Source organism: Rhodococcus sp. 27YEA15, assembly GCF_049739425.1.
Taxonomy (GTDB): domain Bacteria; phylum Actinomycetota; class Actinomycetes; order Mycobacteriales; family Mycobacteriaceae; genus Rhodococcus_F.
Genome location: NZ_JBMHHW010000001.1, coordinates 1,417,494 through 1,431,082 on the forward strand (window position 1 = coordinate 1,417,494; position 13,589 = coordinate 1,431,082).

Below are 13,589 nucleotides of genomic sequence, written 5' to 3' on the forward strand. Positions count from 1 at the left end.
AACGGGACTGTGCTCGGTTCCACCAGAACATCGATAGCGTCGGCACACAGCATTGTCGTCAAGATCGGATCGTCCGCCCTCACCAGCCTGGTGTCCGGGCTCGACACCGAACGACTCGACCTGTTGGCCGACGCCATCGAAGCCCGCATGCGTGCAGGCTCCGATGTCGTCGTGGTCTCCTCCGGCGCGGTCGGTGCCGGACTGGCGCCACTCGGCCTGACCAAGCGGCCTCGTGATCTGGCGACCAAGCAGGCAGCGGCGAGCGTCGGCCAGTTGGCACTGGCTCATGCCTGGGGCACTTCCTTCGCCCGGTACGGGCGCACGGTCGGACAGGTTCTGCTCACCGCCGACGACATCGCACGCCGGACACAGCATCGCAACGCCCAACGCACTCTCGATCGACTACGCGCTCTGCACGCGGTGGCCATCGTCAACGAGAACGACACCGTCGCCACCACCGAGCTACGGTTCGGTGACAACGACCGCCTCGCCGCGCTGGTGGCACATCTGGTCGGGGCCGACGCGCTGATCCTGTTGTCCGACGTCGACGGACTGTACGACGGCGATCCCCGAAAGGGCGATGCCACACTCATTCCCGAGGTCAACAGCCCCGAGGACCTCGACGGCGTCGTTGCCGGTTCTGGTGGCGCATTGGGCACCGGAGGTATGGCGTCGAAGCTCTCGGCGGCGCGATTGGCCGCGGATTCCGGTGTGCCCGTACTGCTCGCCGCAGCGTCCGACGCGGCCCGGGCACTACTCGGCGCCGATGTGGGTACCGCGTTCGCGCCGCGCCCCACCAGATTGTCGGCTCGCCGGTTCTGGGTGCGCCACGCCGCCGACACGCAGGGTGAAATTCAGCTCGACGACGGGGCCGTCCGTGCCGTCGTCTCCAAGCGGCGCAGTTTGCTTTCGGCCGGTATCACCGGTGTATCCGGCGACTTCCATGCCGGTGACGTGGTGTCGCTGATCGGCCCGGACCACACGCCGCAGGCTCGCGGTGTCGCCGCCTTCGATGCGTCGGAAATCGAAGAGATCCTCGGTCGCTCCACGTCCGAGTTGCCCGCGGAGATGCAGCGTCCGGTTGTTCACGCCGACGATCTGGTGGCACTCTGAGCTTCCATGAGCGCTGAGAGTGCTTCGGTGCAACCGATGTCGAGTGTGAGATCGGCGAATTCGTCGCCGCGGGTCCTGCCTCGATTGACGATGACTATCGGCTTGGCTTCTTTTGCTGCGAAGCGTACGAATCGGAGGCCGGACATGACCGTGAGTGAAGAACCGGCCACGAGCAGTGCGTCGGCGCTCTCGACCAGGTTGTAGGCCCGGGCCACCCGCTCCTTGGGGACGGACTCGCCGAAGTACACGATGTCGGGTTTGAGGATTCCGCCGCACACCTGGCAGTCGACGACGTTGAAGTGGGCAGTGGACTCGATGACCGCGTCCGCGTCGGGAGCAATCTCCACTCCCTGTGCGCCTGCAACGGTTTCGGCGAATCCGGGATTGGCTTCTTCGAGGCGCTCGGCAAGGGTTGTCCGGGATATCAGCCGATTGCAGTCCAGACAGCGCACCTGTGCGTAGGTGCCGTGTAGATCGATGACGTTGTGTGCCCCGGCCTTGGTATGCAGCAGATCCACGTTCTGGGTGATGACGCCGACGGTTCGGCCTGATCTTTCGAGGCGGGCGACGGCGCGGTGCCCGTCATTGGGGCGGGCGGCGTCCATGAACCGCCAACCGAGGTGGTTGCGCGCCCAGTAGTGCCGTCTGAATGCGGCGTCGCCGATGAACTGTTGGAAGGTCATCGGGTTGCGGGGTGGTGAATCCGGGCCACGGTAGTCGGGGATGCCCGAGTCGGTGGATATCCCGGCGCCCGTCACGATCGCGAGGCGTCGGTCGGAGAGCAGCTCGGACATCTCGTCGAGCATCCCGTCGATGGTGTTGTGCACGGAATCCAGGATAGGCGCGTCGCCGGGATCGGTTCGGAACGCTGCGCCGCGGACGACCGTGATTGTGCGGGACTCGTTCGACGATGACGCTCGAAGGTGTGAATCCGCCATGGATACAACATTTCTTACGGAAGCACTTCCACTCTCAAATGTAGTAGGTATGCTACATATAATCGAATATCAACGATGGGAGGGTTCATGGCTCGGACAAGTGACATCGTTCTCGACATGCACGCGCTGCAGATGTGGTACGACGCCACCGAAGTTCTGCGCGAGGTGACGTTTACGGTCAGGCGGGGTGAAGTACTGGTGATGCTGGGACCGAACGGGGCAGGTAAGAGCACCACTGTCGAGATTCTCGAGGGATTTCGCCGCAGGTCGGGTGGGCGCGTGAGCGTGCTCGGCTCTGATCCCGAGGATGGGGATCAGGCCTGGCAGGCGCGGATCGGGGTGGTGCTCCAATCCTGGCGGGATCACGCGAAATGGCGAGTGCGTGAGTTGCTCGATCATCTCGGCACGTTCTATCGGCCGTATCTCGAGGCCAGAGGTGAAAGTCCCTGGAATACCGACGAACTCGTGAAGCTGGTCGGGCTGGAGGAGCACTCGGACAACAAGGTGTCCACGTTGTCCGGCGGCCAGCGTCGCCGGCTGGATGTGGCCATCGGTATCGTCGGACGGCCGGAACTGCTGTTCATGGACGAGCCGACCGCCGGCTTCGATCCGGCCGCGCGGCAGGATTTCCATGATCTCGTTCACCGACTCTCCGATCTGGAGGACACGACGGTGCTGATGACCACCCACGATCTCGACGAGGCGGAGAAGATAGCGGACCGCATCCTCATCCTGGCGGGCGGGCGCATCATCGCCGACGGTTCGGCCGACGAGCTGTCGCGGTCCGTCGCCGGTGAGGCCGAGGTCCGCTGGTCGGTGGATGACCAGCGATTCGTTCACACCACCACCGAGTCGACGAAGTACGTGCACGAGCTGTTCAAGCAACACGGCGATCGGATAGCCGAACTCGAGGTGCGCCGAGCCTCACTCGAGGACACGTACATGACGCTGGTTCGGCGGGCGGAAGCCGGCGACATCGACGGATCGGCACTCACTCTCGTGGAGGCGGCGCGATGAACCCCACCATCAATGCAATCCGGGCCGGGCTCGTCCGTGGCCGGATCGAACTTCGGCAATTGATGACCAACGGGACCGATCTGATCGGTCAGTTCGGTACCCCGATCATTGCTCTTGTCGTGCTGTTTCTGTTGCGCAACAAGGAATACGGCGGCAGTGAACTGTCGATCGCGGAGCTTGCGCTTCCCAGTCTGATCGGCACGGTCATCGCGTTCAACGGCATCTTCGCGATCGCCAACGTGTTGGCGCTCGACCGGGAAGACGGCACACTGCTGCGGGCAAAGTCATTGCCCAACGGCATGATCGGATACTTCGTCGCCAAGATCACCACGGCCGCGGCGTCGGTGGCCGTTCAGGTGATCGTCGTCTTCGCACTCGGCATGCTGATCATCGGTGGATTGTCGCTCGACGGGGCGGGCGCGTGGTTCACCTTCGCCTGGGTGCTGGTGCTCGGCCTGCTCGCAACCCTCGCGGTGGGAGCAATTCTCGGCAGCATCATCGAGGGCTCGCGTGGATCGTTCCTTCTGACGATGCCGCTGATGGCACTCGTCGCGATTTCGGGCATCTTCTATCCGATCACCGGCCTGCCCGGCTGGTTGCAAGGCGTCGGGCAGGTGTTCCCGGTGTACTGGGTGGGACTCGGAATGCGGTCGGCGCTCCTGCCGGACGACGCTGCGGCCATCGAGATCGGCGAGTCCTGGCGGCACGTGGAGACCGCAGGTGTGCTGGGCGTGTGGGCGATTCTTTCTCTGATGATCGCGCCGGTAGTGTTGCGACGCATGGCACGTCACGAATCAGGATCCAGTATGGCCCAGCGGCGCGACAAGGCGATGCAGCGTGCCTTCTGAACTCATCTACAACCGCATCGCGATGCTCCGTGCCGAGCGGGGCATTTCGAGGCGGGAGTTGGCCGAGGCGCTCGGTGTTCACTATCAGACCGTGGGTTACCTCGAGCGCGGCGAGTACAGTCCCAGCTTGCATCTGGCATTGCGCATCGCCGTGTACTTCGAGGTGAACGTGGAGGTCGTGTTCTCCACCGAACCCTTTCCCCGACTGGGATCGGCCACCGAGACAGCGTGACCGGGATCGTTCAGCGGGAGGCATCGGACCGGTCGACGAGTCACCGACAGCATTCTCGCCCGGCAGAACAGTAGGCCCGTCGAGAATCTCGACGGGCCCACAGTTCGATGTCGTCACTGACGGGAGTGAGGGTCAGTACCCGGCGATCGGATTGACGAGGGCGGCGAGGGTCTCGCCCCGAGCGAAGCGTTCGACGTTCTTGCCGATGTGCTCGGCCAGAGCAGCGTGTCGAATGGCTCCCGGATTGGAATCGTGTGGGGTGATGATCGCATTGGTCAGTTCCCACAGTGGGTGGCCGTCGGGAAGTGGTTCGGGATCGGTGACGTCGAGGCCCGCGCCGCCTATTCGCTCTTCGGTGATTGCCTCCACCAGGGCGTCGGTGTCTATCAAGGAACCGCGAGCAACGTTGATCACCCACGAATGTGGTTGCATTGCAGCCAGTTGTGCACGGCCGATCAGATGGTGCGTCGTCGCGGTTGCCGGTGCCGCGATGACGAAGTGGTCCGCGCGGGAATAGAGTTCGTCCACACGGGTGGTCGGCCAGGTTTCGACGGCGCCGGGAACGGGATTGCCGGAACGGTTGATCGCGATACTGTCCGCCCCCTGCGCGGCCAGCATCGGAATCAGAGCCTTGCCGATTCCTCCAGCTCCGATGATCCCCACAGTGGCGCCGCGGAGAGTACCGATTTTCGGCATGAACTCTGCGCGACGCCACGTCCGGGCTTCGATGTGAGCGGGTAGATGACGAACGCCGGCCAGCAGCAGCATGAGGGCGTGTTCGGCCACGGTGGCCGAGAACGCGCCGGCGGCCGACGTCCAGACGAGTTCGGTGTCGCTACGGATCACTCCGGCGCCGAACCATTCCTCGATGCCTGCCGAGGACAGCTGCACCCAGCGCACCGTCGAAGGCAATGCGGTGGGGAAGGATTCGGGTGAGCCGGTCCAGACAACGGCGTCGGCGGACTCGATGGGACTGATCAGGCCACCACCCCTGACGACTGCACTTTCGAGCAGTGCGTCGGGGGCAGGGCCGATCGCTACACGGGGTGTGGTGTCGATTGCCATGAAAGGGACGCTACGCGGGCACCTCGACAAGTGGGTAAACGCCGTTCTCGTCGTGCACTTCGCGACCGGTGACCGGGGGATTGAAGACGCACAGCATCCGCATCTCGGTCTCCGGCTCCACCCGGTGGCGTTCGTGACCGTCGAGAAGGTACATCGAACCGGGTGCCAGGTCGTATTCTGTGCCGTTGTCCAGGTCGATCAACTTGCCGGTGCCCTCGACGAGCCACACGGCCTCGACGTGATTGGCGTAGTGGAACTCGTTGACCGAACCGGCCTTGATGGTGGTCTCGTGGAAGGAGAATCCGACGCGGTCACCGCCCAGGACGATGCGTTTGCTGCGCCAGTTGCCGTCCTCGCTGGTGATGTCGCGGTCGGTGTCGGTGATCTCGGAGGTAGTACGAACGATCACGGTGATCCTTTCTCTAGCTGCAGACCTTGAGCGTAGCCTCGGCCAGGATCGACAGGCCGTGCTCGAGTTCGTCGTCGGCAATCGTCAGGGCCGGAAGCAGTTTCACCACCTGGTCCGAAGGTCCGGACGTCTCGGCCAGCAATCCCTCGTCGAATGCCAGCTGGCAGACCTTGCCCGCGCGCTCGGGCTGTTCGAAGACAAGACCTTGCACGAGGCCGCGGCCGCGATGCGATACCTCGCCGGGGAACTGGTCGGACAGATTTGCGAAGCACTCGCTGATGCGTGCACCCTTGCGCATGGTCGACTTGCTCAGTGCGTCGTCGGACCAGTAGTGATCGAGAGCGACTTTGGAAGTGACGAAGGCGGGATTGTTACCGCGGAAAGTGCCGTTGTGCTCGCCCGGCCCCCAGACGTCCAACTCGCGCTTGAACAGGGTCAGGGCCATCGGCATCCCGTAGCCGCTGATCGACTTGGACAGAGTGACGATGTCCGGCACTATGCCGGCTTCCTCGAACGAGAAGAACGGGCCGGTACGTCCACAACCCATCTGGACATCGTCGACGATCAGGAGGATGCCCCGATCCGAGCACAGGGTTGCCAGAGCCCGAAGCCACTCGGGGCGAGCGACATTCACTCCACCCTCGCCTTGAACTGTTTCCACGATGACGGCGGCGGGCCGGTTGATGCCGCTGCCGGAGTCGTCGAGTACTCGCGAGAACCAGTGGAAATCCTCGGTGACGCCGTCGAAGTAGTTGTCGAACGGCATCGGCGTCGTGTGCACCAGTGGAACGCCGGCGCCCGCGCGCTTCATCGAATTGCCGGTCACGGACAGCGCGCCCAACGTCATTCCGTGGAATGCGTTGGTGAAGTTGATGATTGCCTCACGGCCGGTGACCTTGCGGGCCAGTTTGAGTGCCGCCTCGACGGTGTTGGAGCCGGTCGGGCCGGGGAACTGAACCTTGTAGTCCAGCCCGCGGGGCTCGAGGATGGTGCGCTGAAAGGTTTCCAGGAACTCCCGTTTGGCAACGGTGGACATGTCGAGACCGTGGGTGATGCCGTCACTCATGATGTAGTCCACCAGCGCGGACTTGAGAACCGGATTGTTGTGCCCGTAGTTCAGGGCCCCGGCACCGGCGAAGAAGTCGAGGTACTCGCGGCCGTCCTCGTCGCGGAGCCATGATCCGGATGCCGTGGTGAATACCGCCGGCCAGTCACGGCAGTAGCTGCGAACTTCGGATTCGAGGGACTCGAAAATACTTGCTTCGTTGACGTTCATTTTTTTCTGTGTTCCTCCGGGGCAGGCAGTGTACCGAGCGCGAATCCGCACTAGGCGCCGACGAGAAATAGATCCTCGGCTTCGTGTCCATCGGGAAAATCATTGGGTGCGAACAGTGTTTGTTTGCTGATCGGAACTCCGCGACCTCGCGCGAGGGCCGTGAAGAGTGCGATCGACGCCGTGTTGTCCGGGCTGATCGTCGTCTCGAGACAGGTAAGTCCCAGTGGGGCAGTACGATCCATCAGTGTGTCGAGCATGCGGGCGGCAATTGCCTTGCCGCGCTGCTCCTCGTCGACCGCCACCTGCCACACGAACAGGGTCTGTGCTTCGCTCGGGCGAGAGTAACCGGAGATGAATCCGACAACTCGCCCATCGACCTCGGCGACTATCGACGTGGCGCTGAAATCCCTGCACCACAACAGGTATGCGTAGCTCGAGTTCAGATCGAGCACCTTGGAATCTCGTGCGATCTCCCAGAGCCGGACTCCGTCATCGATCTGTGGGCTTCTGAACAACACCGCGTCCGGCGCGGTGGTCGGGATAGCTCTCGTATCAACAGGCTTCATCGGTAATCCGAACGTAACAATCATTGCCGTCGAAGTCATGCACCTGTCCGATTCGGGCCGTACAGAACCGGCTACCGCCCAGGTGAGACACCAACTGTGATGGTGCTCACGTTTGGTAACCTTTCGGTCGCCGAAAGCGAAGAGGTGGCGCCTTCGGCGCTATTTGGGGCTCGCGAGAGCGAGCGGAAGTACAGCGTCCGCGCCGGCGGTACGTAGCGCCCTCGCGGCCATCGTGAACGTCCATCCGGTGTCGGCCGTCGTGTCCACGAGAAGGATCGGACCATGATGCTCGGAGAGGTCGGGAACCTCCCAGGCGTCGACCAACCCGGCGACGCGATAGGCCGAGTTCGCAGCGGACACCGGCGGGTGGTCGGGACGCAGACGCAACTCCCCGAGATCTGCAAGCCTTCCCACCTGGGCCAATCTCGCCGACAGGCTTCTCACGAGAATTGGATGGGTCGCGGACTCGAGGGCCATCACGCCGGTGGGACGCTCCGCCCAGTCCCACGCGGCCAGGACGCTCACACATGCACTCACCACGGCATCCGGAACCTCGCTGTCCGGTCCGTCCAGGAGAGCACGCAGACGCTGGCCCCAGCCCAAATCCGACAGGCGTCCCAGGATCCGACCTGGTTGCGGCCCGCCGGTGATCTTTCCGGACAACTTCACACCCAGCTTCGCCAGACCGGTCGGCCACATCTTTCGCGGCTCGAGATCGAACCCCGGCCGCTCGAGCCGCGCCCGGGTTTCGTCGAGTGCCGCGGTGTCGACGGTGATGTCGTGACGCGTGCCGGTGCAGTTGTCACATCGCCCGCACTCGCTGTTCGCCGGAGTCAACCCGGGGTCGTCGAGTTGCTCGCGCAGGAACGTCATACGGCAGGTGGTGATGCGTTGGTACTCGACCATGGCGTCTTGTTCGGCCTGTCGAGCCTTGTCCAGGCGGTCGTATCGCTCGGCGTCGTACACCCACTGCTGACCGGTACTGATCCAGCCGCCCTTGACTCGCTTGACGGCGCCGTCGACGTCGAGGACCTTGAGCACCATCTCCAGGCGGGTGCGATTGAGTTCCACCAGCGGCTCGAGTGCCGGCGTCGACGTGGCCTTCTCGGTGTCGAGGTGCTCGATGACGCTGCGAACAAGATGCTCGCGAGGGAATGCGACGGACGCGAAGTAGCTCCAGATCTGTTTGTCCTCGGAGCCGGGGAGCAATATCACGTCGGCACGATCGGTACTGCGACCGGCCCGACCGACCTGCTGGTAGTACGAGATCGGTGAGGACGGTGCCCCGAGGTGGATGACGAATCCCAAGTCGGGTTTGTCGAAACCCATGCCGAGAGCGGATGTCGCGACCAGAGCTTTCACCCGGTTTCCCAGGAGGTCTTGCTCGAGCGATTCGCGTTCCGTCGGGTCGGTCTGGCCGGTGTACGCGGCCACGACGTGCCCGCGCTCGGACAGCAAGCTTGCCAGATCACGAGCGGCCGAGACCGTCAGCGTGTAGATGATCCCAGAGCCGGGCAGAGTTTCGAGTGTCTGGGCGAGCCACGCCGCGCGGGCCGTGGCTTCCGGAATCTGTACGACGTTCAGATGCAGCGACTCACGTTCGAGGCCGCCGCGTAGAACGAGAGTCTCCTCACCGCCTACACCGAGCTGCGCCGACACGTCCTCGACGACGCGGTTGTTGGCCGTCGCGGTGGTGGCCAGAACAGGTATGCCCTCGCCGAGTTCGGCGATGAGGGTGCGGATACGTCGGTAGTCCGGGCGGAAGTCGTGGCCCCAGTCGGACACGCAGTGTGCCTCGTCCACGACCACGAGCCCGGCGTCCGCGGCAAGGGATGGGAGCACCTGGTCGCGGAAGTCCGGGTTGTTCAGCCGTTCCGGGCTGACCAGCAGGACGTCGAGGTCACCCGCCGCCACCCGGGCGTGGATCTCGTCCCATTCGGTGACGTTTCCCGAGTTGATGGTGGCTGCTCGCACCCCCGCGCGCTCGGCGGAGACAACCTGATTGCGCATCAACGCCAACAACGGCGAGACGATGACCGTCGGACCGTGCCCGGCGGCACGCAGCAACTTCGCGGAGATGAAGTACACCGCCGACTTGCCCCAACCGGTTCTCTGGACGACCAGTGCCCGCTTACGGTGCACCACGAGGGCTTCGATGGCCGTCCACTGGTCCTCGCGCAGGCGGGCGTCGGGTCCGGCGAGTTCGCGGAGCAGTCGCTCGGCTTCGTCGCGCAGGATCGGGGCAGCGGCGGTGGTCATGCAGCCCATCGTGCCCGACGCTCCCGACATATGTCGGTCTCAGATCTTCGTGACCGGCGCCTGCAACTCGGTGATCCACCCGGCGACGTCCTCGGGGCACGCCAACGTCACCTCCCGGCGGGGTCCGGCAGTGCGATATCCGGCCTCTTCGATCCACCGAGCCAACGCTTCGTAGGTCTGAAGACAGTGGTCCATCGATCCCTTGTGCAGCAGCGTGGCCACCTGCGCTTCGGTGGGTAGATCGACGATCACGAACTCGTACTCTCGTTCCGGTTCGGCGTCGATCGGCAATGCGGCGTGGACGACGACGTTCTCCCCGTCACCGGCGTCCTCGTAGTAGGCGATGGCCGGGCCGACGGGAACAAGCCCGGCATGGCCGAGGTGCTCGCCCAATCGTTCGTACAACCCGCGAACCACAGGCCCAATCGACAACGGTTCCATCGACGCGGCCATACCGGTCAACTCCGCCACCCGGACAGCCGGAACAGGCTTGACCACAACCTCGTATTCAGACATCTTTCCCTCGTTTCGATGATGTGTAGACGGGCTTGGATGTGCGCCGGTCGCATGGAGGCCTCGTGGATCCGTAAGTCGAGTTCGGAGCGCCGCAGAGTGAGCATGTTGCCACGCTCACCGGGGATTCCGGCACCCGCCCGCACCTGTGCCGAGGTGAGCGCCAGGTCCTTCGGATCCACGATCCGGATGAGCTGTGCCAACTGTCCGTTCTACGACCTCACCCGGTGTCGGAGTCGAGCGGACCTTCCAGGAGGTTCTCGACGGCGGCACGCGTCGGCGACGACGCCGCGGCACCGTGGATTGTCGTGGCGAGGCCACCGGCGGCGCAGGCATATCGCAGCGCCCGACCACGATGACGAATCCATTCGACGGCGAAGGCGCCCGTGAACGCGTCACCGGCCCCCGTGGTGTCGACCGGTGTGACGAGTGGCGAATCGGAGTGCACGGTGCCGTCGGGTCCGCGCAGGTCTGCTCCTGCGGCTCCGAGAGTGGTGACCAGATACGGAACACGGTCCGTGATCGAGGAGAGTTGCCCGGCCTCACTCTGATTGACGACGAGGATGTCCACCGAATCGATCAGTCCACTCGGAACATCCTGCACGGGTGACGGGTTGAGAACGACGATCGTACCGTTGGCGTGTGCGTGACGAACTGCGGCGGTGACCGTCGTCAACGGGATCTCGAGTTGACACAGAAGAACGTCGGCGCGCGAGATCGCGGCCAAGTCGGCCTCGGTCAACTCGGAGACCGTGTCGTTGGCGCCGGCGACGACCACGATGTTGTTCTCGGCGTTCGCGCTGACAGTGATGGCCGCGACGCCGGTGGACCCGTTCACGGTGCGGAGCAGTTCGGTGTCGACTCCGGCCTCGGCGAGCATGGTGCGAAGTTGTGTGCCGAAACCGTCGTCACCGATCGCGCCGATGAACGAGACGTCGCCGCCGGCCTTGGCCGCCGCGACGGCCTGATTGCTGCCCTTGCCTCCAGCTGTGGTGGAGAAAGCGTTGCCCAGCAGTGTTTCTCCCGGAGCCGGAAAGCGTGGCACCGTGGTGACCATGTCCATGTTGATGCTGCCGACGACGACAATCCGAGGCGCTTTCACGAGTCGAGACTATCGGTCTGGCAACGCATGAGCTCTACTCGCGCGAATTGCGTTCGCGGAGTCAGTCCCGCCACCTGGCCAGCATTCCGAAGGCCAGAATGGCAGCGACAGCCGTGGCAACACCGAAGATCGTTGCGCTGGTGGTCAGCCCACTACTGTCGCTCACGAATCCCGACGCCACCGGGACAATGCCCGCGAATACGTACCCGCCGAAACTCAGCGCAGAATTCGCCTCGGCGATTCTGGCTCGGGGTACGGCACTGTTCAGTACCGAAAACGCCCCCAGTTGTGCTGCGCCCTGACCGATTCCTGCCAGGATCGCGCCGAGCACGAGGATGGGGATGGATTTGTCGTGGACTGCGTATACGGATACGAGCATTCCGACAGCGGTGAACGCGGTAGCAGACACAAGCGTGGAGCTAATGGACATTCGTCTGATTGCGAACTGGACCGCGGTACTGAATCCGAACATGACGAAAGGAACTGCACCGCTGACAATTCGATTTGTCGAACCGATCACCTCCGTCAGCATCGCCGGGCTCAAGGCAAGGATGAACGACGTGCCCGTCATTCCCGGCATGTACGCGGCAAGACCGCGGATCAGGTCGCGACGGTTCTCCTTGGGCACGGACGGGGCCTTGAGCCATGTAGTTGTGACTGTTCGCGCGGAGCGAGGCAATTGGGATACGGATACCACAGCAGATGCCAGGAGTGCGAGTTCCAGGAAGAACACGGTCTTGGTGGGTGCCCCGAAGGCTTCGGACATCGCACCGGACAGGAGAGGCCCAGCGGCAAGACCTACGCCCATCGCGACTGATCCGGCAAGCGACGCCTCCCGTTTTCGCAGACTCCCGGCGACATCGGAGACTGCGGCCATTCCGGCGGCGACAACGGCGCCGACCGCCAGTCCGGTGACCAGTCGACCCACCAGGAGCATGACGACATTCGACGCGAGGACGAACACGACGCTTGCCGTCATCCCCAGCACCAGTGCCGGAATCAGGACAACCTTCCGCCCGAGTCGATCCGCGAGGACTCCAGCGATCGGCAGAGCAACGAGTAGACCCCCGATGTAAGCGGAAAAGATCACCGTCATCATTCCGGTGGAGAAGCCTATCGAATCTTTCCAGATCACGAAGAGCGGCGTCGGAATGTTGGACAGGAGGAAGATCGCGGTCAGTGGCCACGCCGACCACCAGATACGTGCGGACGAAACGGGATGTGCCGACGTCGCGACAGATGCCTGGGTCATTGTGGCTGCAGCTCTCGCAGCAGCGGGACGAGTTCGCTGCCGACCTCGTCCAACGCGTCCGCATACGAGTTGTAGTCGAGTTTCTCCGTCGCCAGTCGAAAGACAACGTGGCGGGCACCGGCGTCGACGTACTTCTGCACTTGCTCTGCCACTTGGTCGATCGTGCCGCCGAGGATTCCCTGGGTCGTTCGCATCGTCGCCAGCGGAAGTCCGTAGTAAGCACCGAAATAGGCGGACAGCGTGGCCTCGGCGACCTTCGTGCGAGTGCTCGAGGCGACGGATAGATAGAGTGCCGGTGTCACGGAGTCGTGGGCACGAGATGCCGCCTCACCGGCCGCGAGAATCAGCTCCCACCCCGCTCGGTATTTTTCGGGGCTGGTACTCGTCGGCATCCAACCGTCGTATTTCTCGCCGATGGATTTCGACATTCGAGGCGAGGAGTGAGCGATCCACAAGGGGATTCCGATTGTGCGAGTTGTCCTGGGGAGCAACGAGACATCGCGAATCTCGTGAATTTTTCCTTCGAACGTGACCGGCGCGGACTGGGCTTGCCACAGCCGACGGCAGATTTCGGCGCTCTCCGTCATGGATCGAGCCCGATCCTGGAACGACAGCCCGTATGCGGAGAATTCTCGTTCGGTGGCGGACGATGCGAATCCGGAACCGAGTCCTGCCACGATTCGCCCGTTCGACATCCGGTCCAGACATGCCAATTCGTGCGCAAGTTGAACTGGCGGTCTCAAGGGCATCAATACGGCTGTTCCGAGGGTGATGTCGGTAGTGACCGCCGCCGCTGCCGCCAGTGAGAGCAGTGGATTCATCCTCGACCGAGCTAGCGGAGACTCACCGGCCCACAGGGAATCGAAGCCCAACTGCTCAGCACGTGCAGCCAACTGCGGTATCTTCTCCGGATAGTCAGTGGAGTCGACGGCTGCCTCGCGCCCTGGTAGGACGACACCGATTTTGATGCTGTGATTCATGGTCGACATGGTTCCGCAT

At 63.5% G+C, this 13,589-nt stretch carries 14 protein-coding genes; 4 read left to right on the forward strand and 10 right to left on the reverse strand.

Annotated elements, in window-relative coordinates; genetic code table 11:
• Positions 1–9 precede the first annotated feature (9 nt).
• Positions 10–1,113 (forward strand): glutamate 5-kinase, encoded by a 1,104-nt coding sequence (gene proB / locus ABH922_RS06530; protein ID WP_424806140.1) that lies wholly within the window; start codon positions 10–12, stop codon positions 1,111–1,113.
• Here the strand turns inward: proB and ABH922_RS06535 are convergent.
• Entirely contained in the window at positions 1,086–1,919 is an 834-nt protein-coding gene (locus ABH922_RS06535; protein WP_424809587.1) for an NAD-dependent protein deacetylase, read from the reverse strand. The two genes, proB and ABH922_RS06535, sit on opposite strands and share 28 nt — an antisense overlap.
• A 219-nt stretch (positions 1,920–2,138) precedes the next feature.
• On the opposite strand from ABH922_RS06535, the gene ABH922_RS06540 reads away from it, so the two are divergent.
• From ABH922_RS06540 to ABH922_RS06550, 3 genes are read left to right on the forward strand one after another with little or no spacing between them, the layout of a single operon-like run.
• Positions 2,139–3,068, forward strand: coding sequence for an ABC transporter ATP-binding protein (locus tag ABH922_RS06540; RefSeq protein ID WP_424806141.1), 930 nt, complete (start codon positions 2,139–2,141; stop codon positions 3,066–3,068).
• Positions 3,065–3,916 carry an ABC transporter permease gene (locus tag ABH922_RS06545; protein WP_424806142.1) on the forward strand — a complete coding sequence of 284 codons (852 nt, stop codon included), beginning with the start codon at positions 3,065–3,067 and terminating at the stop codon, positions 3,914–3,916. Before ABH922_RS06540 ends, ABH922_RS06545 begins: the two co-directional genes overlap by 4 nt.
• Positions 3,906–4,148 (forward strand): helix-turn-helix transcriptional regulator, encoded by a 243-nt coding sequence (locus ABH922_RS06550; RefSeq protein WP_424806143.1) that lies wholly within the window; start codon positions 3,906–3,908, stop codon positions 4,146–4,148. The genes ABH922_RS06545 and ABH922_RS06550 overlap by 11 nt, the downstream gene beginning before the upstream one ends.
• A gap of 132 nt (positions 4,149–4,280) precedes the next feature.
• Here the strand turns inward: ABH922_RS06550 and ABH922_RS06555 are convergent, their stop codons facing one another.
• The 9 genes from ABH922_RS06555 to ABH922_RS06595 form a co-directional block, all read right to left on the reverse strand.
• Complete coding sequence (locus tag ABH922_RS06555) at positions 4,281–5,213, reverse strand: D-isomer specific 2-hydroxyacid dehydrogenase family protein (protein WP_424806144.1); 933 nt, start codon at positions 5,211–5,213, stop codon at positions 4,281–4,283.
• Between the two features lie 10 nt (positions 5,214–5,223).
• On the reverse strand, positions 5,224–5,622 hold the full coding sequence (locus tag ABH922_RS06560; RefSeq protein ID WP_424806145.1) for an ectoine synthase: 399 nt from the start codon (positions 5,620–5,622) through the stop codon (positions 5,224–5,226).
• A gap of 13 nt (positions 5,623–5,635) precedes the next feature.
• Positions 5,636–6,898: a diaminobutyrate--2-oxoglutarate transaminase gene (gene ectB, locus ABH922_RS06565; protein WP_424806146.1), complete on the reverse strand. Its 1,263-nt coding sequence runs from the start codon at positions 6,896–6,898 to the stop codon at positions 5,636–5,638.
• Between the two features lie 50 nt (positions 6,899–6,948).
• Complete coding sequence (gene ectA / locus ABH922_RS06570; RefSeq protein ID WP_424806147.1) at positions 6,949–7,464, reverse strand: diaminobutyrate acetyltransferase; 516 nt, start codon at positions 7,462–7,464, stop codon at positions 6,949–6,951.
• 159 nt (positions 7,465–7,623) lie between these two features.
• Positions 7,624–9,723 (reverse strand): RecQ family ATP-dependent DNA helicase, encoded by a 2,100-nt coding sequence (locus ABH922_RS06575; protein ID WP_424806148.1) that lies wholly within the window; start codon positions 9,721–9,723, stop codon positions 7,624–7,626.
• Positions 9,724–9,762: 39 nt separating this feature from the next.
• On the reverse strand, positions 9,763–10,239 hold the full coding sequence (locus ABH922_RS06580; RefSeq protein WP_424806149.1) for a GyrI-like domain-containing protein: 477 nt from the start codon (positions 10,237–10,239) through the stop codon (positions 9,763–9,765).
• Positions 10,240–10,456: 217 nt separating this feature from the next.
• Positions 10,457–11,338, reverse strand: coding sequence for a ribokinase (locus ABH922_RS06585; protein WP_424806150.1), 882 nt, complete (start codon positions 11,336–11,338; stop codon positions 10,457–10,459).
• A 61-nt stretch (positions 11,339–11,399) separates the two neighbouring features.
• Positions 11,400–12,590, reverse strand: a complete 1,191-nt coding sequence (locus ABH922_RS06590; protein WP_424806151.1) for an MFS transporter — start codon at positions 12,588–12,590, stop codon at positions 11,400–11,402.
• Positions 12,587–13,579, reverse strand: a complete 993-nt coding sequence (locus ABH922_RS06595; protein ID WP_424806152.1) for an LLM class flavin-dependent oxidoreductase — start codon at positions 13,577–13,579, stop codon at positions 12,587–12,589. Before ABH922_RS06595 ends, ABH922_RS06590 begins: the two co-directional genes overlap by 4 nt.
• Between the last annotated feature and the right edge of the window lie 10 nt (positions 13,580–13,589).